Raw genomic sequence first — 18882 nt, 5'->3', positions numbered from 1 at the left:
GATCCCTGATCCTTCTGCCCGAGAGGCCCGGTCCATGACGACCACCTTCGACGATCTGATCATCTCCGCGGAGGCGGAGCAGTCCCAGGCGATCCGCCGCCGTGAGAAGGCCCTGGCGACGGTCAAGTACATCCACGGCAAGGCCAAGCAGGAGGCCCGCGCCCGTCTCACCGACGACGAGGACGCCGAGGTCGCCGCGGCGATGGAAACCCACGCGCTGGCCGAGAAGGACGTGGCCGGCGCGCAGCACAAGATCGCGCAGCTGACGGCGGCGAAGGCCGCCGAGGAGCGCCACGACCAGGCCATGCAGGAGCGCCGGGAGGACCCGGCGACGGTACCTGCCCGCAAGGCCGCCTACGACCAGGTCGCGCGGGTCGGCCGTGAGGAACGCACCTACCACCGCGGCAACTGCCGCAAGGGCGCCGAGTTCCTGCGCGACGTCGTGGCCGCGCAGATCAACCGCGACATGGACGCGGAGCTGCGGCTGTCCCGGCACATGCAGGAAGAAAAGGTCGAGCGTGGCCAGTACCTGGAGCGCGCCGTCGGGACCGGCGGCTTCGCTGGCCTGGTGGTGCCGCAGTACCTGACCGAGATGTACGCGCCGGCGGTTGCCGCGCGGCGGCCGTTCGCCGACGCGATGACGAAGCTGCCGCTGCCGCCGAAGGGCATGACGGTCAACATCTCCCGGATCACCACTCCGACCGGTGTCGGTAACCAGGCGGCCGAGAACACGAACGTGACGAACACCCCGGAGATCGACGACACGCTGCTGACCATTCCGGTGCAGACGGCAGCCGGTTCGCAGACCCTGTCGCGGCAGGCCGTCGACCGTGGCCTGGGTGTCGAGGACGTGACGATGTCGGACATGCAGCGCCGGTACGCCACCAACCTGGACTCGACGGTCGTCAACCAGGTTCCTGGCGGACTGTCGAACATCGCGCAGCTGATCACGACGGATGACGCCGCGCCGACCGGCGAGAAGCTGTACCCGAAGATCCTCCAGGGTGCATCGCAGTCAGAGGCGGCTCTGCTGGGGCAGGCCACCCCGGACGTGGTGGTCATGCACTCCCGCCGCTGGTACTGGTTCCAGTCGCAGATGGTGGCGAAGTGGCCGCTGATCGGGCAGCCCGGCATCCCCGCGCAGAACGGCGGCGTGAACTACGCCGAGCGGTACGGCTCCGGGTTCCGCGGTCTGCTGCCCAACGGCATGGCCGTGATCACCGACAACAACATCTCCACGACCGTCGGGGCCACCACCCAGGACGAGATGTTCGTGGTGCCGACCGAGGAGTCCTACCTGTGGGAGGACCCGGACGCGCCGCAGTTCATCCGCGCCGACCAGGCCAAGCAGCTGTCGATCGACCTGGTCCTGTACGGCTACTACGCGTACACGATGGGCCGCTACGCCAACAGCCACCAGCGGCTGTCGGGTACCGCGCTCGTCACGCCGGTCTTCGGGTAAGGAGGCCCGGCGCATGGCGCGGTCGGACATCGTCCACGAATTCAAGGGCAACCTCAGTGGAGGCAACTACGCCAGCCCGTGGATCGACACCGCCGAGGTCCAGGCGGTCACCGCGATGTGGACCGACTTCGGGGGCCTCGCCAACACGGGCGAGATCCAGCACTCGGTCGACGGCTCGACCGCGATGCGATCGGCCACCGTTGCGGTCGGCCAGGAAGTCGTGTTGCCGGCGAGGTACTTCCGGTTCCGGCTGTCCACCAGCGGATCCGGTGCCGATCCGTTCCATCTGAGTATGCGGCGGGTCCGCTGATGGCGACGCTGCCGGCGAACGCGTCGGGTCGCACCCCCGAGGTGGTGCCGTTGTCGGTCGCGCAGGCCGGCAACGGCGTGTCGACGAACGTGGCCGACCGTGGGCCGTCCCACAAGGGCGGCGTCGTGCAGATCCGCACGGCGGTGGGCGGCACCCCGACGTGCACCTACCAGATCGAGGTGTCGGCCGACGGGGTGGCCTGGTCTCCCGCGACGTGGGCGGACCTGGCCACCCCGGCCGTCACCTCGACAGGCACGTTCGTGATCACCACGGCCACGACCGTGCAGAAGATCGTCAAGCAGCCGACGCCGTGGCGGTACGTGCGGGTGACCTACTCGGCCAACACGAACGTCACCAACACCACGGATCTGCTCTACGACGACACCCAGACCCCGCCGTGGTCCTGATCGAGGGAGCAGCACATGACGAAGGACAACGACGCAGCCCGCGGGGCACACGCCGACAACACGCCGTCGTGGGCCACCGGACCGACTGACGTGCCGGCGCCCGGCATGGACCCTGACTCGCGGCTGCGGGACCTGAAGGCGCAGCTCGCCCGCGCTGAGTCGACCGGTGACACCGCCGCCGCGGCGACCGCGCGCAAGGAGATCGAGAAGGTGCAGAAGCAGGCGCCGCGGCAGAGCGCCGCGCAGGCCCGCCGGGAGGCGGCGCAGGGCGACCCGAACTCCCGGACGCAGGCCCCGCAGGGCCGCACGCCCGCCCCGGCGAAGCCGCCGACCGGCGGGACCGGCGGGGGCGGCAAGGCCACCACGTCCGGCAACTCGGGCACCGCCGGCACCGGCTCGGCCAGCTCGGCCGGCGCGGGCAGCTCGGGCGGGGCAGGCGCGAAGTCCGCCGCCGGCGGCGACAAGCCCGCGGGCAAGGACAAGTAGCCGGTGGGGCTGATCCGGGTGCAACGCGGCGTGGCAGCGCAGCTGACGCGCAACTTCTACGTGGGCGAGACACCCACCGACGTCGCCGGCGACGTCACGGTCACCGTGACGCGGCTGGACGGCTCGGCGGTCGTGTCCGGCGTCGCGTCGCACCCGGGCCCCGCCGGTCATTACACGTTCGCGGTGCCGGCGCAGGCCCGCCTGGACGCCCTGGCCGTCGACTGGTCGGGCAGCCTCGGCCGGTACCGGGACCTGGTGGAGGTCGTCGGCGGGTTCTACTTCGACCTCGCCGAGGCCCGCACGGAGCACGGCCTGACGCTGGCGCAGCACCCCACCGAGAAGCTGATCCGCAAACGGCTGGAGGTCGAGGTCGAATGCGAGCGGATCTGCGGGCAGGCGTTCGTGCCCCGCTTCGAACGGGCCGAGGTGCGCGGTGACGGCCGCGGCGCGCTGCTGCTGCCCCGCGTGAACGTGCGGGCGCTGCGGGCCGTCACCGTCGCCAGCACGGTGTGGAGCCCCGCCGAGGTGGCCGCGGTGGACGTCGCCGCGTCGGGGGTGCTGCGCCACCCGGTCGGCTGGCCGGCCGGGCCGGTGGTCGTCGAGTACGAGCACGGCATGGACATGCCGCCGGAAGACCTGCGCACCGCGGCGATGCTGCGGCTGCGGTCCCGGGTACACCTGACCACCTCGGGTGTGCCTGACCGGGCGATCAGCTGGTCGGCGGCCGACGGCGGCACATACCGCATCGCCCTGCCGTCGGGCGAACGCACCGGCATCCCGGAGGTCGACGCCGCGTACGAACGCCACACCGTCGACATGGGGGGTTTCGCGTGAGCACCAACGTGTACGCGGCGAAGAAAGCCCTGTTCGACGGTCTGACCGCGCTGACCGCGACGGGCCGGCCGCTGGAGGGCATCCAGGTCGCGTACGCGTTCCCCGGTGACGTCGGCCTGGAGTGCGTGTACGGCGGCGGGGTGCGGTTCGTGCACGACGACGAGACCGCCGAGCGGTGGGTGGTCACCGGTGAGGTGGCGCTGATCTCGGTGTACATCCGGGTCAACCGCAAGGAACCCCGGGCGGTGGCCGCGGCCGACACCCGCTGCGCGGCGATCTTCGGGCAGATCGTGTCGGTGCTGCGCACCTACCCGTCGTTGGGCGGCGGGATGACCGTCACCGGCGTCACGCAGGGACAGGGCGACTACGACCAGCCGCAGGACGAGACGGTCAGCATCCTCGGCGTGCAGGTGCGCGTCGAGTCGCAGATCACCTACGGCGGTGGGTGATGACCGACGACGTGCGGATCGTCGTGCACGAGCGGGCGATCCGGGAGTACGCCGCCGGCGGCGACGTGGCCGACCTGCTGATGGAGGCCGGCGAGCCGGTCGAGGGCTACGCGAAGGCCGGCGCCCCGAAACGCAGCGGTGAGGGCGCCGAGTCGATCCGGCGGGAACCGGTGCTCGATGGGTTCGTGCAGACGGTGCGGATCTCCTGGGACCGCACCCACTACTACCTGTATTTCCACGACCGCGGCACCGAGCATCTGCCGGCGCGGCCGTTCATGGAGCCCGCCCTGGAGGCGGCGATCGGAGGGATCTCATGACATTCCCGGGCATCGAGCACGACCCGCAGGCCCCGCAGGTCAACCCGGACATGCTGGCGGTCGAGGAACGGCGCCGGGAACGCGAGGCCGAGTACGGCGTATGGGTGGCCGTGCAGGACATCCCGTGGGGCACGGTGCTGGCCGCCATCCCCGGCATGCCGGTGCCCGCGTCCACGGTCGAGCGGCTGAAGTGGGACGAGCTGGGCCTGGTCGCCAAGCGCGACAGCAAGGCCGGCCGGGAGGTGCTGGAGCGCACCGGCACCGCGACCACCGAGGAACGGCAGCGGTGGGCCGCGCAGGCCGCCGCTGAGAAGAAGGCCGCCGCCGAGAAGCCCGCCGCGGAAAAGGCCGAGGCCGAGAAGCCCGCCGAGAAGGCGGCGGACAAGACCGCCCGTACGACCACCACGACCACGGAAGGGGCCCGCTGATGCCTCTGTCGCAGGCCACTCCGCTGCTGCTGCGCGAACCGGGCTTCCTGTTCCACGCGCTGATGGCCTCCACCGAGCCGGTGCACGCCGCCGCCGGGTCCAGCTACGACGCCGACCCGTGGCCGGTGGCGTGGATCCCGTGGGGCCCGACCCAGGAAGGATCGGTGTTCTCGCACTCGACGAACATCGAACCGATCCGAGTCGCCGAACTGTTCGAGGCGGTCGCCTACAGCGTCACGGAGGTCACGACCACCCTGGCGTTCGCGGTCACCAACTACACCCTGCACAACATCCGCCGGGCCATGAACGCCCCCAGCTCGCTGGTGACCACCGTGTCCGGCACCGGCCCGACCCTGTCGTCCAAGCTGGAGCCGCCGGACCCGGAGCAAATCGTCCGGTCGATGATCGGCTGGGAGTCGCTGGACCACACGATGCGGCTGGTGGGCCGGCAGTGCCTCAACGGCGGCGAGGTGCAGTCCACGTTCGGCCGCGGCGCTGCGGCCGGCATCGCCACGGTGTGGAACTTCGAGCGGCCCGCAGCCGGTAAGGCGTTCGCGTTCTACGGCGCCGGCGTCGGCCGGCTGGGGTCCTGAGCCGTGGGCCGCAACATCGGCACCCTCGGCCGCACCCGGGAGCCCCTCGATCTGGAGTTCGGCTACTTCGGGGCGACGATCCGGGTGCACCCGCAGGCCACCGACGCGGTGGAGATGGAGTTCCTGCGCGTCGGCGGCGACGTCGACATGAAGGAACTGGAGGGCGTCGACCTCGCCAAGGTCGACGCGCTGCCCCGCGACAAGCAGATCAAGCTGCTGCGGGCGATGGGCCGGCGGGTCGAGGCCGCGCACACCGCGCTGATGACGTCGCTGCGGGCGCTGATCCACCCCGACGACTACGACATGTACTGGCGGCTGGGGATGGAACACGGCCAGCAGATCCGCGACCGGATGGCCGACGTACGGGCGATCACCACGGCGGTGGTGGAGGCGACCACGGATTTTCCTACTGGCCGGCTGTCCGGCTCGCCGGCTGGGCCCGCGACAACGCCGCCCGGATCCGGGGACGACTCGCCCTCGCCGGCCCCGCCGGCGACCAGGGGGCCGGCGTCGGACCTGGAGATGTCGCTGGCGTTGGAGCGGGGCCGGCCGGACCTTCAGGAGTTCTTCGTGATGGAGGCCGAGGCGCAGGACGCCGAGGCGCGGCAGCGGCGGGACCGGGAGCAGCGGGACCAGCAGAAGCTGGCGGCGGCCGGGCTGGTCTGAGCCTGGCCGACGTGCTGGCGGTGGCGTACGTGCTGCGGCTGGAGGACCTGGCCCGGGACGTGCACGCCCACACCGTCGGCGCCGTCATCGCGCAGGCCCTCGGCGCGCAGCAGGTCGCCGGTGACCGCGCCGACTGGGGCGAGGCGAAGGCCCGGTTCGACGCCGCGTTGGCCGCCCCGCCGGCCGGCGAGGGCCCGCGAGACGACAGCGCGCGGGGCATCAAGCTCCGCGCGCTCGGCGTGGCGTGACAGAGGGGAGGTGACGGGGAGTGGCCAGGGGTAAGAAGCTCTCCGACGCCTACCTGGAGTTGCGCGCCGACGACTCGAAGCTGTCGCCGGACGTCAAGGTCAAGGCCCGCCGGGTGGCGAAGGAGTTCGGTGGTCAGCTGAACCGGCAGCTGGCCGCCCTCGACATCGACCCGATCGACATGAAGGCCGACCCCCGTTCGGCGATCACGGCGATCGAGACCACCCGGGAGCGGCTACGCGCGTTGTCCCGCGACGCGGACAGCGTCGAGATGCGGGTGAAGACCGAACGGGCCCTCAGCCAGCTGGAGCGGGTCCGTAAACAGCTCGGCGACGTCGACGACAAGCCGGTGGAGCCGAAGGTCGATCCGTCGCCGGCGCAGCGGCAGATCGGGCAGCTGAGCCGGCAGCTGGCCGCGCTGGGCATCGATCCGCCGATCGCGTTGGACGCCGACCCGAAAGACGCGCTCGCCGACATCGCCCGGGTGGAATCCGAGCTGCGCCGGCTGTCCGCCGAGGGCACGACGGTGAAGGTACGCGTCGACGCCGAGTCCACCCGCACGGTGGTGGAGCGGCTACGTAGACAGATCGGCGACGACGGCGGTGAAGGTGCCGCGCAGAGCTTCGCGGCCCGGTTCGTGGCCCGGCTCGGGCCGGTGGTCGCCGAAGGTCCGGGCCTGGCCGTCGCCGGCGGCATCATCGGTGTGGCCCTCGCGCCCGCCGTCGCGTCGGTGGTGGCCGCCGCGATGATCGGCGGGGCCGGTGCGGGCGGGATCATCGGCGGGGTGGTGCTGGCCTCCCGGGACGCGCGGGTGCAGGCGGCCGGGAAGTCGCTGGGGGCGTACCTGCTCGGCGACCTGGAGGCGCGGGCGACGAGCTTCACCCCGGCGATGCTGTCCAGCATCACCCGGATCCGGGCCGCCTGGTCGGACCTGGGACCGGACCTGGACCGGATCTTCGCCAGTTCCCGGTTCATGGACCCGCTGGTTGACGGGGCGTTGTCCGGGGGCCGGAAGCTGATCGGCGGGCTGGCCGACGCGGTCGAGGAAGCCGACCCGGTCGTGCTGGCGTTCGGCCGTACGTTCGACCAGGTGGGCCAGTCCGCCGGTGAGGCGTTCACCACGCTGTCCGACGACGCCGACGAAGCCGCCTCCGCCGTCGACGACCTGTCCCTGACCATCGACCATCTGATCACCACCATGGCGGGCATCCTGCACGCCGGCGCCGTGGTCAAGGGCTGGACCAACGAGCTCGACATGGCGATCGACAAGGGCCGGTACTGGATCGAGGACAACAGCTACCTGGCCGAGTCGCTGCGCAAGGTGGGCGTCGAACTGGACCTGACCGCCGACGGTTTCAAGAAGGGCAGCAAGGAAGCCGAGGCGATGCGCCGGGCCAGCATCGGCACCGCCACCGCGGCCGACTTCGTCATCCTCAAGACCGCCGGGATGACCGACGCGCAGATCGCCGCCGCGGACGCCTCCGGCACCTACCGGTCGAAGATCGACGAGGTCAACCAGGCGCTGGGTAAGTCCGGGGACACGATCAGCGCGACCGAGGACGACGTCAAGGCCCTCCAGGACGAGCTGGACGCCACCGGGGTGCGGATGGAGAACTTCGGGAAGATCGGCAACGCCGCGTTCGACGGGCTGCTGCTGCGCACCGGCGCCGTCACTGGGGCGATGCTCCAGCAGCAGAGCACCGCCGACAACCTGCGGCGCGCCCATGAGGCCATGTACGGCACGGTCATCGCGCAGACCGAGGCCAGCGAGGGCTACCAGGCGGCGCTGGACGACCTGACCTCCACGGTGAAGAACAACGCCGACCAGATCAGCCGGAACAAGAACAACCTCGACCTTCACTCGAAAGCCGGCCGCGACAACCGGGACGCGTTGCAGGCGCTGCTGCTGAAGTCGAACGAAATGTACTTCGCGGACATCGCCGCCGGCATGGCCGTCGACGAGGCCCGCAAGAAGCACGAGAAACGCACCGACGCGATCCGCACCGAGGCCGGGCAGCTGAAGCTGAACAAGGCCGAAACGGAGAAGCTGATCGGCACCTACGGCAACATCCCGCCGAAGAAGACCACCAACCTGCTGCTGGACGGCGTGGACCGGATCGTGGGTCTGCTGACCGACCTGTACATCTTCCAGCGGTCGCTGGCCGAGGGCATCACCCTCGGCCAGGCGAAAGCGGCGGTGACCGGCACGTACGGCGTTGACCCGAGGCTGCTGAAGCGCACGGGCGGTGAGATCACCGGGCAGGGCCTGCGGGGCGTCGACTCTGAGGTGATCATCGCCGCGCCGGGCGAGTACATGCAGCCGGTGCCGGCGGTGGACTACTACGGCGTCGCCGCGATGGACGCGATCCGGCACCGCCGCATCCCCCGGGAGGCGCTGCGCGGCTTCCGCACCGGCGGGCTGGTCGGCGCGCCGTGGAGCACCCGGCTGCGCTACGAGACGGACGTGCGGGGCACGCGCGTCCCGTCGCGGGAGGAAGTCGCGAACAAGGTCATTCCCGCGTTCGGGGCGTGGCCATCGTCGCCGGCCGCGCAGCGCGGCGACTCCGGGGTGTGGCGGCGCATCATGGCCCTGGTCCGCGGCTCGGGTATCCCGTACACGTTCGGCAACGCGTACCGGCCCGGTGATCCGCTGTGGCACGGCTCCGGCCGGGCCGTCGACTTCATGGGCTACAACCAGGACCGGCTGGCCCGCCTGTTCCTGGGCATGCAGTCGCGGGTGCTGGAGCTGATCCACCGCACCGACCGCGGCGACTACGCGATCTCCCGCGGCCGGCGGGTGTCGATGCCCACGCAGCTGCCGCTGCACCGCAACCACCTGCACGTCGCGATGGACGAGGGCGGCTACCTGATGCCCGGCTGGAACCCGCCCATCTACAACGGCACCGGCCGGCCCGAGCCGGTGACCACCGCCGCGTCCATGGACGCGGTGGTGGCCCGCCTGGACCGGCTGGTCGACGCGGTCGTGCAGCGGCTGCTGCCCGCGGTGCAGGGCATCGGGCCGGGGGTCGGGGTGGCGCTGGCCGGCGCCACCGACGCCGCGTTCGATCAGGCGAGGCTGCGGTGAGGGGGCCGGCATGGCGACGTTGATCCTGCCGTACGTGTTCCTCAACCACATGGGGTCCGGGGCGTTCGTGGCCGCGCGGGCCGCGCCGGACCGCCGGCGGCAGGTGGGCCGCGACGGGGAGGTCCGCACGTACGGGGCGGGCCGCCGCCGGGCCGTCACCAAGGCGGGCCGGCTCCACGAGATGCAGCTGCGGCTGGTGCAGGTGCCGCAGGCGTCGGTGGACCTGCTGGAGCAGTGGACGGGTCAGCACGTCCTGTACCGCGACGACCGGGGCCGCCGGTTCGTGGCCGTGTTCCTGCGCCTGGACGACCACGAGTGGCTGGCCGACAAGCAGCGCTACGACATCAGCCTGACGCTGCTCGAAGTGTCGTGGGAGGAGGCGGTGCCGGCATGATGCAGCCGCTGACCGCGTCGCCACGCGACCAGATGACCGCCGCGCAGGTGCGATGGCTGGTCCAGGACTGCCCGGCCGTCGAGGCCGGCAACGGCTGTGAGCTGGTCGACCAGAACCTGGAGACGATCGACGACATCTCCGATGACTTCACCGGCGGGACGGTTGACCGCCGCTCCTACAACACGCTGCACGGCTCCGCGCAGCTGGCCATCGCCCGCACCCTGGACTGGGGAACAGCGATCGTGCGCCCCTACCTGACCCTGACCGACGGGACGATCTCGGCCCGGTTCAACCTGGGGGCCTACTACACCAGCCGGCCGCAGCGGCGCACCGGGCAGGACCCGCCGGCGCACGCGGTGGTCGGCTACGACATCCTCGACCGGCTCAACGACAAGACCGGCACCGCGTACGCCGTCGACGCGGGCGTCGAGGTGCTGACCGCCGTCGAGACGATCCTGCGCGACCGCGGCTACACCCGCTACATCCTCGACCCGGCGGCGGCCGGGAAAACCCTGCCCAGCGCGTACGTCAGCCCCCTCGACGACGACAAGACGTGGCTGACCATTGTCAACGACCTGCTGAAGACGGTCGGCTACCAGGGGGTGTGGTCGGACTGGAACGGCTACCTGCGCGCCGAACCGTACGCCCGTCCGGCGGAACGGCCGGTGGAGTGGCTGTACACCCTCGACCCGGCGCAGGCGATCATCTCCCCGGAGCGGGCGTACACCCTGGACACGTACGCGGCCCCGAACCGGTGGGTCGCGATCCGCGCCAACGACATCGACGGCGCGCCGCCGGTCGAGGGCGCCGGGATCTTCACGTGGGAGAACCAGTCGGCGGGGCCCACGTCGATCGACGCCCGCGACGGCCGCGTCATCACCAGGACGCTGCGGATCTCCGCCGCCGACCAGGCGGCGCTGGAGACGCAGGCATGGCTGGACATCGACGCCGACATGCGCCGCCCGCAGACGATCACCCACACCACCGGCCCGAACCCGCTGCACTGGCACTTCGACCGGGTCGCCCTGGACGACCCGGCTGCCGACGGCGCGGAACGGTGGGCGGACGTGCTGGCCACCGGATGGCGGCTGCCGCTGGACGGCGGCGACATGGACCACGAATGGACCGTGCTGTGATCCCCACCGGTTTCATCGCGCGGCTGGTCGACATCGTCGACGCGCGCCTGCGCGCGGCGGAGAAGACCACGGAGACCACCGGCACGCTGGTGACGGTGTCCGGCCGCTACGCGCACGTGATCATGGACGGTGATCCGATGCCGCTGCCGTGCAAGTTCGTGGGCGGGCTGACACTGCTGCCCGACTCGCGGGTGCTGCTGCGCCGCTACGGCGACGAGTGGACCGTGACCGGGTCGTTCACCAAGGACTACTGGCCGCGCCACAACCGCAGCCTCGACGCGTTGACCGGGCAGAACAACACCGCGCCGGCGTTGGGCTCCCCCGAGGTCGGTTTCGTGTTCATCGCGCCGCCGTCCGGCGCCGTGATCGTGACCGTCGGCGGGCACATCACCCAGACCAGCAACGGCAACACCGCGTACCTGTCGTGGTCGGTGCGCGCCGGCGACGACTGGACCAACGGCACGCCGGTGCACGGCTTCGACGGACGGTTCGGTATCTCGGCGGGCCGTCCGGTTAACAGCGGCGCCGCCGCGGTCAGCGCGGGCAGCCACACCAGCCGGCTGGTCGGGCTGGAGCCGTGCGCCCCGTACGTGATCCGGACCGGGCATTGGACGACCCCGGCCGGCGGGATGACCGTCGAGTACCGGTACGTGCAGGTCGACGGGATTCGGTGAGGAGCAGACAGTGGGATCGACGGCCACCATCCACACCACCACGCAGGCGGGGCAGCTGCGCTACCCGGGCGGGCGGCGCATCGACCGGCAGAGCAGCACCGGGCACCTGTTCTACGTGGCCGTCACCGACAGCGGCACCGCCTTCCAGGTGTACCGGTCCACCGACAAGGGCGTCAGCTGGGCCGCGTTCGGAGGCACCCGCGCGGCCGAGGCCGCGGTGCAGGAGATGGGCGGCCTGTTCGTCGACTGGCAGAACCGCCTGTACTGGACGTTCCGCACCAACCACAACGGTCAGGACCGGGTGTGGATGCAAGCCGCGGTGATCACCGCGTCGGGCCTGTCGTGGCACACGGCGCTGCTGATGGGTGCCGCGTCCAACGGCGGTAACCCCGGCTCCTACTTCTCCGGAGTGGCCGTGCCGCTGGTGGTGCGGCTGCGCGACGGCCGCAGCGTCGGGTTCGTCGCGGTCGGCCACCAGGGCACGACGGTGATGGCGCTGCGGCTGTACGGGTTCACCATCGCCGCCGTCGGGCAGCCCCGCGCCGCCACCACCGTCACGAACAAAAGCCTGTGGACGTTCACCGAACCGGCCGGCGGTCACCAGGCCCCGGCGGTGGGCTACGAGCTGTCGCCGGCGCACGCCTGGGTGGCGTGGGGCCGCACCTACCTGTGGACGGTCAAGCTGCCGTGGACCGGCAGCAGCTGGACGGGGCCGAACACGGCCGTGCGGTTGTCGCAGCAGGGCACCGACATTCCGGCTCCGCCCGCGATGGACTCGGTGCCGGCGGTGTGGCGCAATCCGGGCTGGCTGGTCGCGCAGCCCTACCAGTACAACACCGGCCAGGTGATTGTGTGGGAACGCAACCAGGCGAACACCCGCACGACCCCGTACGTCACGCCGGCCCACCCGGCCGGCGTGGTCCGGCACTGCACCCTGTCGTACAACAACGTGACCCGCGACTTCCGGGTGTACGCGGTCGGTACCTCCAGCGCGCTGCTGTACTACATCGACTACTCGGTGGCGGCCGGCACCTGGTCGGGCTGGTCGACCGTGTCGGCTACCGCGGTCGCCGGCGTCGACAACTACTCGGTGCGCCGCGACTCGTTCGGGTCGGCCCGCTACGACGTCGTGCTGGCCGGCGGCGCCGCGTCGCCGTGGAACATCACCCACGTCTCGCAGGACCTGACGTATGCGCCGTTCGCGCCCACCTGGCGGTTCGGGGAGGGCGGCAACAGCCTGGACGCCAACGGCCGCGCGTGGGACGTCACCCGGGACCTGGACCTGCGGTGGACGTTCTCCGACCCGGACAGCGCCGACACGCAGTCGGCGTGGGCGATCTCCCGGCAGATCGGCACCGGCACCGTGCAGTACCTGCGGGCCTCCGACAACACGTGGCAGGCCACCGAGCAGAAGAACTCCAGTGCGACCCCGGCGCGGACACTGCCCGGGTTCACGTGGGGTGTGACCACCGACCCGAACCACTCGTACCGGGTGAAGGTGTGGGACTCCACCGACGCGGCGAGCGTGTATTCAGCCGCGCTGGTGGTCGTCCCATCAGGCAAGGTCAACCCGACGGTCACCGCCCCCACCCCCAACCAGGTGATCACGCAGGACACCGTGACGGTCACGTGGACGGCCGCGGAGCAGACCGCCTACCGGGTGCGGCTGAGGATCCTCGCCGAGACGGTGTACGACTCCGGCTGGCGGGCCGGCGACGCCACCAGCCACACCCCGGACCTCGCCCTCGGCGACGGCTTCTCCTACGCCGCGGTGGTCGAGACCCGCAACGCCGAAGGGCTGGGCAGCGACGAACAGTCGGTCACCTTCTCGGTGGACTTCGTCGAACCGGCCACCGCCACGGTGGCGCTGACCCCGATGCCGTCCACGGGCATCATCCGGGCGGCGATCAGCAACCCCGCGCCGGTCGGCGCGCAACCCGCCGTCGCCGCGCAGGAACTGTACCGGCGGCCGGTGCTGAATCCGTACCTGGTCGAGCACTACTTCGAAACCGCGGACATGTCCGGGTGGACGGCGCCGCACGCCGGCACCGCCGCCCGCAGCAGCAGCCGCGCCCATCAGGGGTCATGGTCGTATCAGCTGACCAGCGACGGCACCGACGCGCTGGGCAGCCACGTGCAGACGGCGCTGATCCCCTGCACGGCGGGGGTCCGCTACTACCTCGACATGTGGGCGACCGCGTCGGTGTTGAAGGACGTGTTCGCGCAGCTGCGGTGGTACGACTCGGGCGGCGCCCTGATCGTCGCCGACAACGGGATCGGTAAGCCGCCGCCCGCCGTGCACGCGTGGGAGTACCGGTGGGCGGTCGGGGTCGCGCCAGGCAACGCGACGCACATGCGGCTGTGCGGAGTGCTGGACAGCTTCCCCGCCGCCGGCGACGTGATGTGGGTCGATGAGGTGCGGGTGCGCGTCAACGACCCCAGCCAGGGTGTGCGCATCGCGGCGGGGCTGCCGTCCGGGTCGGTGTTCGACGACTGGCAGGCCGCGTCGGGGATGGCCTACGAGTACCGGGTGCAGGTCCGTGGGGTCAACAACGCGACCGTCGGCGGCGTGTGGACCGCCTGAATCGAAGGAGAGGTGCGACTGATGACGCACGTGGCGAGCGCGGACGGCTTCACCGGCATGTTCGCGGCCAAACAGGACCAGGAGTGGTCCGGCGGTGACCAGGCCACCAGCGTGCCCGCCGGCGGGCACGTGTACTGGCTGTTCGGAGACTCGATGCTCTCGGGCGGGGAAACCGCGGCCAGCGCGTACCCGCCCGGCGCGGTGATGGTCAGCAACCGCATCCTGCGCCAGCACGGCGGCGACCAACTGGTCAACGCCGTCGCCGGCGGCGGCGTCGGGGTGCCGGACCCGGCGACGCACACCCCACAGAACCAGGAACGCTACTGGCCGCAGGCCGGGTTCACCCTCGGCGGCAAGCTGTACGTGCTGGCGCAGCGGGTGCTGGCCAAACCGGCAGGCGACGGTTTCACGTGGGCCGGGGTGGAGATGTTCCGCTACGCCATCGGCGCGGACGGGCAGCTGACCCTGGAGGCGGTGGTGGCCACCCCGTCGACCGGTGTGACCGGTAAGCGGGGCGTGCCCGCCAGCGTGCAGTGGGCCGGTGAGGCGGTGGTCGACGGCGGGTTCGTGTATGTGTTCGGGCACGTCGAGGCCGACGGCAACCCGTACGTCGTGCACTACACCTACCTGGCGCGGGTACCGACCGGGCAGGTGGAGGTGCCGTCCGCGTGGCGGTTCTGGGCCGCGTCGACCGGCCAGTGGGTGACGCAGGTCAGCCAGTGGAACACCGACCCGGCGAACCAGGGTGACGCGATCGTGTCGTCGCAGGTGTCCTCAGCGAACGTCGTGGGCGGCCGGTGGGTGCTGCTGCACAAGCCGTGGAACGGTTTCGGCAGCACCGTGTACGCGGAGACCGCGACCGCGCCGACCGGCCCGTACACGCGCACCGCCCTGTTCGAGTCGCCGGCCGGCAGCTGGCGGGGCCGCGAGTACGTCACGTACTGCCCGCAGCTGCATCCGGAGCAGCAGTTGGCCAGCGGAAAGACGCTCGCGTCGATCGCGTGGAACGGCAAGACCCTCACGGACACGATGGCCGACGCCGACCTGTACAAGCCGCGTTTCGTGGAGGTGGTGTTGCCGTGACGACCGCACCGGCCAACCTGCTGGCCGTCCGCCAGTTGCTGCTGGCCCACCTCAACGTCGACAAGGGCCGGGTGCGCTCCGACGACCTGGAGCCGGCGGAGGTCGGCATCGTGGGCGACCCCGCCCACCGCGGCGGCTACCACTGCGGCTCCGACCGGGTCGTCTCCCGGGACTACTCGGTGGTCGAGTCGTCCCGGGACCGGGCCGGCCTGTCCTCGTACGCGTGTGCGTTGGACGTCGGCCAGTTCGAGGTGACCACGCCGAAAGGCCGCTTCGACCTGCCCCACTACTCCCGCTGGCTGGTCGCCCAATGCGAGGCGAACACGCCGGACACCCGGGACATCCGAGAGGTCATCTACTCCCCGGATGGGCGGACGGTGCGCCGCTGGGACCGCCTCGGCAAGCGCACCAGCGGCGACAGCTCGCACCGCTGGCACACGCACCAGAGCTACTTCCGCGACGCGATCAAGGCGGCCCGGGACCAGACCGCCGTAATCCGCCGCTACCTGGCCGAGATCGGCCTCACCACCACCAGCGAAGGGACCGCCCAAATGTTCTGCAAGCACGGTGACCGGGGCGAGAACGTCCGCGCCCTCCAGTACGCCCTCCACAACATCGGCTTCCCGCCCGGCACCATCGACGGCACCTACGGTGACGCGACCGCCGCGGCGCTCAAGAAGGCCGAGGCGTCGATCGGCGTGACCTCCGACGGCAAGACCTACGACGCCGACTCCTACACCCGAATCCAAGCCCTGTTCGTCAAGCGGTTCTCCGCCGGCGAGCGCGGGCCGAAGGGCGACCCGGGCGGCCTGACAATGGACCAGGTCGCCACCGAGCTGGCCGCCCGCATCACCGCCGGTCCGGCGGCGACCTGATGGTCGCCCGCCCCCGCCGCTGGTCCCGGGTGTTCGGCTACGTGGCGGTGGCCGCCGCCGGGATCGGCGCGGCGATCGTGCCCGACCCGCGCGTGGTCGAGGTGACCGGCCAATGGGTGTACCTGTGGGCCGGGTTCCTCATCGCCGGCGGAATCTCGGCCGCGGTGGGCTCCCTGACCGACCGGTGGCTCGGTGAAGCCCTCGGCTGCCCGCTGCTCGCCACCTCCCTGGCCGCCTACGCCGTGGTGCTGGCCGCCACCCGCCAGCCGCCCCTGGTCATCGGCGGGCTGTTCCTAGCCGGCATGGCCCTGCTGATGTGGGCGCGCAGCCGCGACATCGAGCTGCTGCGGCGGGAGGCCACCCGAGCAGCACACATCCGCCAGAGGGAGACGTAGGTGACCGTCACGCAGGCCGTCGTCGCGATCGTCGCCGCGCTACTCACCACCGGCGGTCTGGCATGGGCGCGAGCGCTGCTGCGCGGTGTCGGCTCCGTCCGCGCCGGCGTGCGGGCCACCGAACGGGCAGCGGTCGCCGACCTGGCGCAGCGGGCCGCCGACGCCGAAGACGACCGGGACTACTGGCGTAACACCGCCGGCGCCTACGCCTACCAGCTGCGCCTGGCCGGCGTCGTACCAGTTCCCGCCGATCCTGTACCACCGTCGGCCCGGCGAGGTAACCCCCGCGCGGCCCGGCGACGGCTGCACACACAACCGCCCCAGGAGGACCCCCGTGACTGACCCGGCGACAACAACCCAGGCGCGGCACCCGTGGCGGGCCGTGCTCCGCACCATCATCGTGTACATCCCCCCGGTCGCGGTCATGCTGCCCGAGGCGGCGAAAGCCGCAGGCATCGAACGGTGGGCGTGGGTAGCGGCGATCCTCGCCGTCGCCGGCGGCATCACCCGCGTCCTCGCGGTGCCGTCCGTCAACCGGTTCTTCCAGCAGGTGTTCCCCCCGCTGGCCGCCGCGCCGAAGACACCAGACAGGGGCCGTTGACCATGTGGCCCTTCCGGCACGCGCGAGGGCAGATGCAGGCCGCCAACGGCGGCTGGATTGAAGGGGCGCGATCGACACATGCCACGCGAACATGCATCATCATCAGCTCAGGAAGAGCCAGTGACCCAACAGAAACGCCCCCCTCCGGGTGGGGGCGTTTCTGTTGGGTCCGGGGTCAGGACACTCTCACAAGCTTGCAGTTCACTGTGGTCGACTCGGCGTTGAGGAACGTGGACTCATCGCCGCGCACAGTGTCGCCGGCGGGCACATCCCCGACGTACGCCGTGTCAGTGTCCAGGCGGGCACCGGACGCGTCCCGGTATTCGATCTCCAACCGGACCCGCCGCGCCTTGTTGCCGGAGTTCCGGACGGTGTACCCGACCTTCGCGACCCGCCCGTTGGTGCTGCACGAGGTGATCTGCGCGTCGATCTGCTTGACCGCGTTGCGGTCGCTCACCGCTCCGATCATTACCAGTCCGACGCAGAGCACGGCGACGATGCCGAGCGACCCGAACACGATCAGAAGGATGCCGGGCGTCGAGCCCCAGAAGCTGGACTTCTTCGGCGGCTGGGCCGGGTAAAACCCGGGAGGCGGCGGGCCCTTCATCGGCCGAGGCCTGTACGGGGCGGGCTGAGGGGGCACTACATCTTCTCCACTTCGGTGACCACAGCGGTGACCTTCTTCGACGAGCTGGACGTCTGTCCGTACTCGGTCTTGTCGACCGAGTAGGAGCCGTCGCCGGTCATCTCGAACGTGCCCGTCATCGGATCGGACAAGCCCTTGTACGTGTAGCTGATCTCGTACGTTGCGGACGGGTCCAGGTCCGGCCCGCTGTAGGTGACCTTCGAGATCCTGAACTCAAGGTTGCAGCCGGCCGACCCGAAGCACTGCTTGTCCAGCTGCTTCACCGTGAGCTTGAAGTCGGCCGGCTTGGGCTGCGCGGCGGCGGGGGGCGCGGCGGCGGCTGTGGTCGCCGGCGCCGGTGTTCGCCATGTCGATGTTGGTGCCGGAGGCGCTGGCTCGAACTTACTGCCGGTGTCGGTGGTGTCGGGGCTGACCATGTAGACCACGAACCCGCCGCAGCACAGCAGAGCGATGAGGACTGCAGCGCCGACGATCAGGGGCACCTTTTTGCTGCGCGTGGCCGATGCCGACCGCCCCGTTTCCTGAGGTGAGGGGTAGCGGTGCTGGCCGGCGTTGCGGTATTCGTCTGGTGTCGGTCCGGTGGGCTGTTCGGGCGCGGTCAAGGGGTCCCCCGTCAGGTGATCGCTCTGGGTGGTCGAGCAGGCACGCTACCGACCTAGGTCACACTGCGCATATTCGATGTAGCGATAGCGTGCTGGGTGTGGATCGGTCAGGCACTCCCCTCGGTCCCGCTGACTGTCCCGGATCGACCGCCTCGGCCCACCACCCACGTGCACCCTGCACCGTTGCCGCGCATTGCGGCGGGCCTCTACAGTCCTGATTGACCGCTTTGCTCCGACCAGTCGAGGAGCGCGACCCGCCTATGCCGCCGATCTTGCCTGTGCCTCCGCCGGATGCTCCGCGCCCGAACGACACGCGGAGCCCGTTCTCACCGCGCGGCAAGGTCCGGCGCACCGCGTGGAAGGTGCCCGTGGACACAGCCGTGGAGGATGCGGTCGCTGCCGGGTTTAGTGTGACGAGCCGCAGCGGCCCGAACAGGGTCAACGTGCAGCGGGACTGGATGACGGCGGCGACGATCACCCCGATTCCTGGGGGCGTGGTCGTGAAGCCGGCGTGGACGACGGCGCAGCTGGCGATCGTGGCAGGGGTGCTGGTGGTGCTGTTCCTCGGGGTGTGCGGCCTTCCCCTGGTCGGTGGCCCCGCCTAGTTCC

Annotated in this window: 24 protein-coding genes; 22 read left to right on the top strand and 2 right to left on the bottom strand. The window is 71.1% G+C overall.

The annotated features are described in order from the left end of the window. Positions 1–34: 34 nt before the first annotated feature. From ACN27C_RS14255 to ACN27C_RS14155, 21 genes are read left to right on the top strand one after another with little or no spacing between them, the layout of a single operon-like run. Entirely contained in the window at positions 35–1462 is a 1428-nt protein-coding gene (locus ACN27C_RS14255) for a hypothetical protein (RefSeq protein WP_422751349.1), read from the top strand. A 13-nt stretch (positions 1463–1475) separates the two neighbouring features. Continuing rightward, positions 1476–1772 carry a hypothetical protein gene (locus ACN27C_RS14250; protein ID WP_358174855.1) on the top strand — a complete coding sequence of 99 codons (297 nt, stop codon included), beginning with the start codon at positions 1476–1478 and terminating at the stop codon, positions 1770–1772. Continuing rightward, a complete protein-coding gene (locus tag ACN27C_RS14245; RefSeq protein WP_358174852.1) occupies positions 1772–2179 on the top strand; it encodes a hypothetical protein in 408 nt (135 codons plus the stop codon). The genes ACN27C_RS14250 and ACN27C_RS14245 overlap by 1 nt, the downstream gene beginning before the upstream one ends. Positions 2180–2194: 15 nt before the next feature. Next, the gene (locus ACN27C_RS14240) at positions 2195–2665 is read left to right on the top strand and encodes a hypothetical protein (RefSeq protein WP_422751348.1); all 471 of its coding nucleotides are present in this window, start codon (positions 2195–2197) and stop codon (positions 2663–2665) included. A gap of 30 nt (positions 2666–2695) precedes the next feature. Further along, the gene (locus ACN27C_RS14235; protein WP_422751347.1) at positions 2696–3499 is read left to right on the top strand and encodes a hypothetical protein; all 804 of its coding nucleotides are present in this window, start codon (positions 2696–2698) and stop codon (positions 3497–3499) included. Beyond that, positions 3496–3948, top strand: coding sequence for a hypothetical protein (locus tag ACN27C_RS14230; RefSeq protein WP_422751346.1), 453 nt, complete (start codon positions 3496–3498; stop codon positions 3946–3948). Before ACN27C_RS14235 ends, ACN27C_RS14230 begins: the two co-directional genes overlap by 4 nt. Continuing rightward, the gene (locus tag ACN27C_RS14225) at positions 3948–4265 is read left to right on the top strand and encodes an HK97-gp10 family putative phage morphogenesis protein (protein WP_422751345.1); all 318 of its coding nucleotides are present in this window, start codon (positions 3948–3950) and stop codon (positions 4263–4265) included. The genes ACN27C_RS14230 and ACN27C_RS14225 overlap by 1 nt, the downstream gene beginning before the upstream one ends. Next, a complete protein-coding gene (locus ACN27C_RS14220) occupies positions 4262–4693 on the top strand; it encodes a hypothetical protein (protein ID WP_422751344.1) in 432 nt (143 codons plus the stop codon). Before ACN27C_RS14225 ends, ACN27C_RS14220 begins: the two co-directional genes overlap by 4 nt. Further along, positions 4693–5286, top strand: a complete 594-nt coding sequence (locus tag ACN27C_RS14215; protein ID WP_422751343.1) for a hypothetical protein — start codon at positions 4693–4695, stop codon at positions 5284–5286. Before ACN27C_RS14220 ends, ACN27C_RS14215 begins: the two co-directional genes overlap by 1 nt. A 3-nt stretch (positions 5287–5289) precedes the next feature. Next, a complete protein-coding gene (locus ACN27C_RS14210) occupies positions 5290–5952 on the top strand; it encodes a hypothetical protein (protein WP_422751342.1) in 663 nt (220 codons plus the stop codon). 11 nt (positions 5953–5963) lie between these two features. Then, complete coding sequence (locus ACN27C_RS14205; protein WP_358174828.1) at positions 5964–6200, top strand: hypothetical protein; 237 nt, start codon at positions 5964–5966, stop codon at positions 6198–6200. A 20-nt stretch (positions 6201–6220) separates the two neighbouring features. Continuing rightward, a complete protein-coding gene (locus ACN27C_RS14200) occupies positions 6221–9283 on the top strand; it encodes a hypothetical protein (RefSeq protein WP_422751341.1) in 3063 nt (1020 codons plus the stop codon). 10 nt (positions 9284–9293) lie between these two features. Beyond that, entirely contained in the window at positions 9294–9677 is a 384-nt protein-coding gene (locus tag ACN27C_RS14195) for a hypothetical protein (RefSeq protein WP_358174822.1), read from the top strand. Then, the gene (locus ACN27C_RS14190; RefSeq protein ID WP_422751340.1) at positions 9674–10813 is read left to right on the top strand and encodes a hypothetical protein; all 1140 of its coding nucleotides are present in this window, start codon (positions 9674–9676) and stop codon (positions 10811–10813) included. The genes ACN27C_RS14195 and ACN27C_RS14190 overlap by 4 nt, the downstream gene beginning before the upstream one ends. After that, positions 10798–11487 carry a hypothetical protein gene (locus ACN27C_RS14185; protein ID WP_422751339.1) on the top strand — a complete coding sequence of 230 codons (690 nt, stop codon included), beginning with the start codon at positions 10798–10800 and terminating at the stop codon, positions 11485–11487. Before ACN27C_RS14190 ends, ACN27C_RS14185 begins: the two co-directional genes overlap by 16 nt. A 10-nt stretch (positions 11488–11497) precedes the next feature. After that, positions 11498–14071 carry a hypothetical protein gene (locus ACN27C_RS14180; protein ID WP_422751338.1) on the top strand — a complete coding sequence of 858 codons (2574 nt, stop codon included), beginning with the start codon at positions 11498–11500 and terminating at the stop codon, positions 14069–14071. A gap of 21 nt (positions 14072–14092) precedes the next feature. Continuing rightward, a complete protein-coding gene (locus ACN27C_RS14175) occupies positions 14093–15154 on the top strand; it encodes a hypothetical protein (RefSeq protein WP_422751337.1) in 1062 nt (353 codons plus the stop codon). After that, on the top strand, positions 15151–16029 hold the full coding sequence (locus ACN27C_RS14170; protein WP_422751336.1) for a peptidoglycan-binding domain-containing protein: 879 nt from the start codon (positions 15151–15153) through the stop codon (positions 16027–16029). Before ACN27C_RS14175 ends, ACN27C_RS14170 begins: the two co-directional genes overlap by 4 nt. Beyond that, positions 16029–16424: a hypothetical protein gene (locus ACN27C_RS14165; protein ID WP_120573422.1), complete on the top strand. Its 396-nt coding sequence runs from the start codon at positions 16029–16031 to the stop codon at positions 16422–16424. The genes ACN27C_RS14170 and ACN27C_RS14165 overlap by 1 nt, the downstream gene beginning before the upstream one ends. Continuing rightward, positions 16425–16766, top strand: coding sequence for a hypothetical protein (locus ACN27C_RS14160; protein ID WP_120573421.1), 342 nt, complete (start codon positions 16425–16427; stop codon positions 16764–16766). Beyond that, complete coding sequence (locus ACN27C_RS14155) at positions 16759–17025, top strand: hypothetical protein (RefSeq protein WP_422751335.1); 267 nt, start codon at positions 16759–16761, stop codon at positions 17023–17025. Before ACN27C_RS14160 ends, ACN27C_RS14155 begins: the two co-directional genes overlap by 8 nt. 175 nt (positions 17026–17200) lie before the next feature. Here ACN27C_RS14155 and ACN27C_RS14150 read toward each other — a convergent pair whose 3' ends face one another. Together ACN27C_RS14150 and ACN27C_RS14145 are read right to left on the bottom strand one after the other, a co-directional pair. Beyond that, entirely contained in the window at positions 17201–17632 is a 432-nt protein-coding gene (locus ACN27C_RS14150; RefSeq protein WP_422751334.1) for an FxLYD domain-containing protein, read from the bottom strand. A gap of 35 nt (positions 17633–17667) precedes the next feature. Then, a complete protein-coding gene (locus ACN27C_RS14145; protein ID WP_422751333.1) occupies positions 17668–18273 on the bottom strand; it encodes a hypothetical protein in 606 nt (201 codons plus the stop codon). 410 nt (positions 18274–18683) lie between these two features. On the opposite strand from ACN27C_RS14145, the gene ACN27C_RS14140 reads away from it, so the two are divergent. Further along, a complete protein-coding gene (locus ACN27C_RS14140; protein ID WP_422751332.1) occupies positions 18684–18878 on the top strand; it encodes a hypothetical protein in 195 nt (64 codons plus the stop codon). Positions 18879–18882: the final 4 nt, after the last annotated feature.

The sequence above is a fragment of the Micromonospora sp. WMMD1219 genome (assembly GCF_049315215.1).
GTDB classification, from domain to species: Bacteria; Actinomycetota; Actinomycetes; order Mycobacteriales; family Micromonosporaceae; genus Micromonospora; species Micromonospora tulbaghiae.
This window is presented reverse-complemented; position numbering and strand designations above follow the sequence as displayed.

Excerpts from the sequence above, each read along its gene's own strand:
- ACN27C_RS14250 (WP_358174855.1), top strand. The coding sequence starts at position 1,476 with ATGGCGCGGTCGGACATCGTCCACGAATTCAAGGGCAACCTCAGTGGA.
- ACN27C_RS14215 (WP_422751343.1), top strand. The coding sequence starts at position 4,693 with ATGCCTCTGTCGCAGGCCACTCCGCTGCTGCTGCGCGAACCGGGCTTC.
- ACN27C_RS14175 (WP_422751337.1), top strand. The coding sequence starts at position 14,093 with ATGACGCACGTGGCGAGCGCGGACGGCTTCACCGGCATGTTCGCGGCC.
- ACN27C_RS14220 (WP_422751344.1), top strand. The coding sequence starts at position 4,262 with ATGACATTCCCGGGCATCGAGCACGACCCGCAGGCCCCGCAGGTCAAC.
- ACN27C_RS14190 (WP_422751340.1), top strand. The coding sequence starts at position 9,674 with ATGATGCAGCCGCTGACCGCGTCGCCACGCGACCAGATGACCGCCGCG.
- ACN27C_RS14195 (WP_358174822.1), top strand. The coding sequence starts at position 9,294 with ATGGCGACGTTGATCCTGCCGTACGTGTTCCTCAACCACATGGGGTCC.
- ACN27C_RS14150 (WP_422751334.1), bottom strand. The coding sequence starts at position 17,632 with ATGAAGGGCCCGCCGCCTCCCGGGTTTTACCCGGCCCAGCCGCCGAAG.
- ACN27C_RS14165 (WP_120573422.1), top strand. The coding sequence starts at position 16,029 with ATGGTCGCCCGCCCCCGCCGCTGGTCCCGGGTGTTCGGCTACGTGGCG.
- ACN27C_RS14240 (WP_422751348.1), top strand. The coding sequence starts at position 2,195 with ATGACGAAGGACAACGACGCAGCCCGCGGGGCACACGCCGACAACACG.
- ACN27C_RS14225 (WP_422751345.1), top strand. The coding sequence starts at position 3,948 with ATGACCGACGACGTGCGGATCGTCGTGCACGAGCGGGCGATCCGGGAG.
- ACN27C_RS14245 (WP_358174852.1), top strand. The coding sequence starts at position 1,772 with ATGGCGACGCTGCCGGCGAACGCGTCGGGTCGCACCCCCGAGGTGGTG.
- ACN27C_RS14185 (WP_422751339.1), top strand. The coding sequence starts at position 10,798 with ATGGACCGTGCTGTGATCCCCACCGGTTTCATCGCGCGGCTGGTCGAC.
- ACN27C_RS14255 (WP_422751349.1), top strand. The coding sequence starts at position 35 with ATGACGACCACCTTCGACGATCTGATCATCTCCGCGGAGGCGGAGCAG.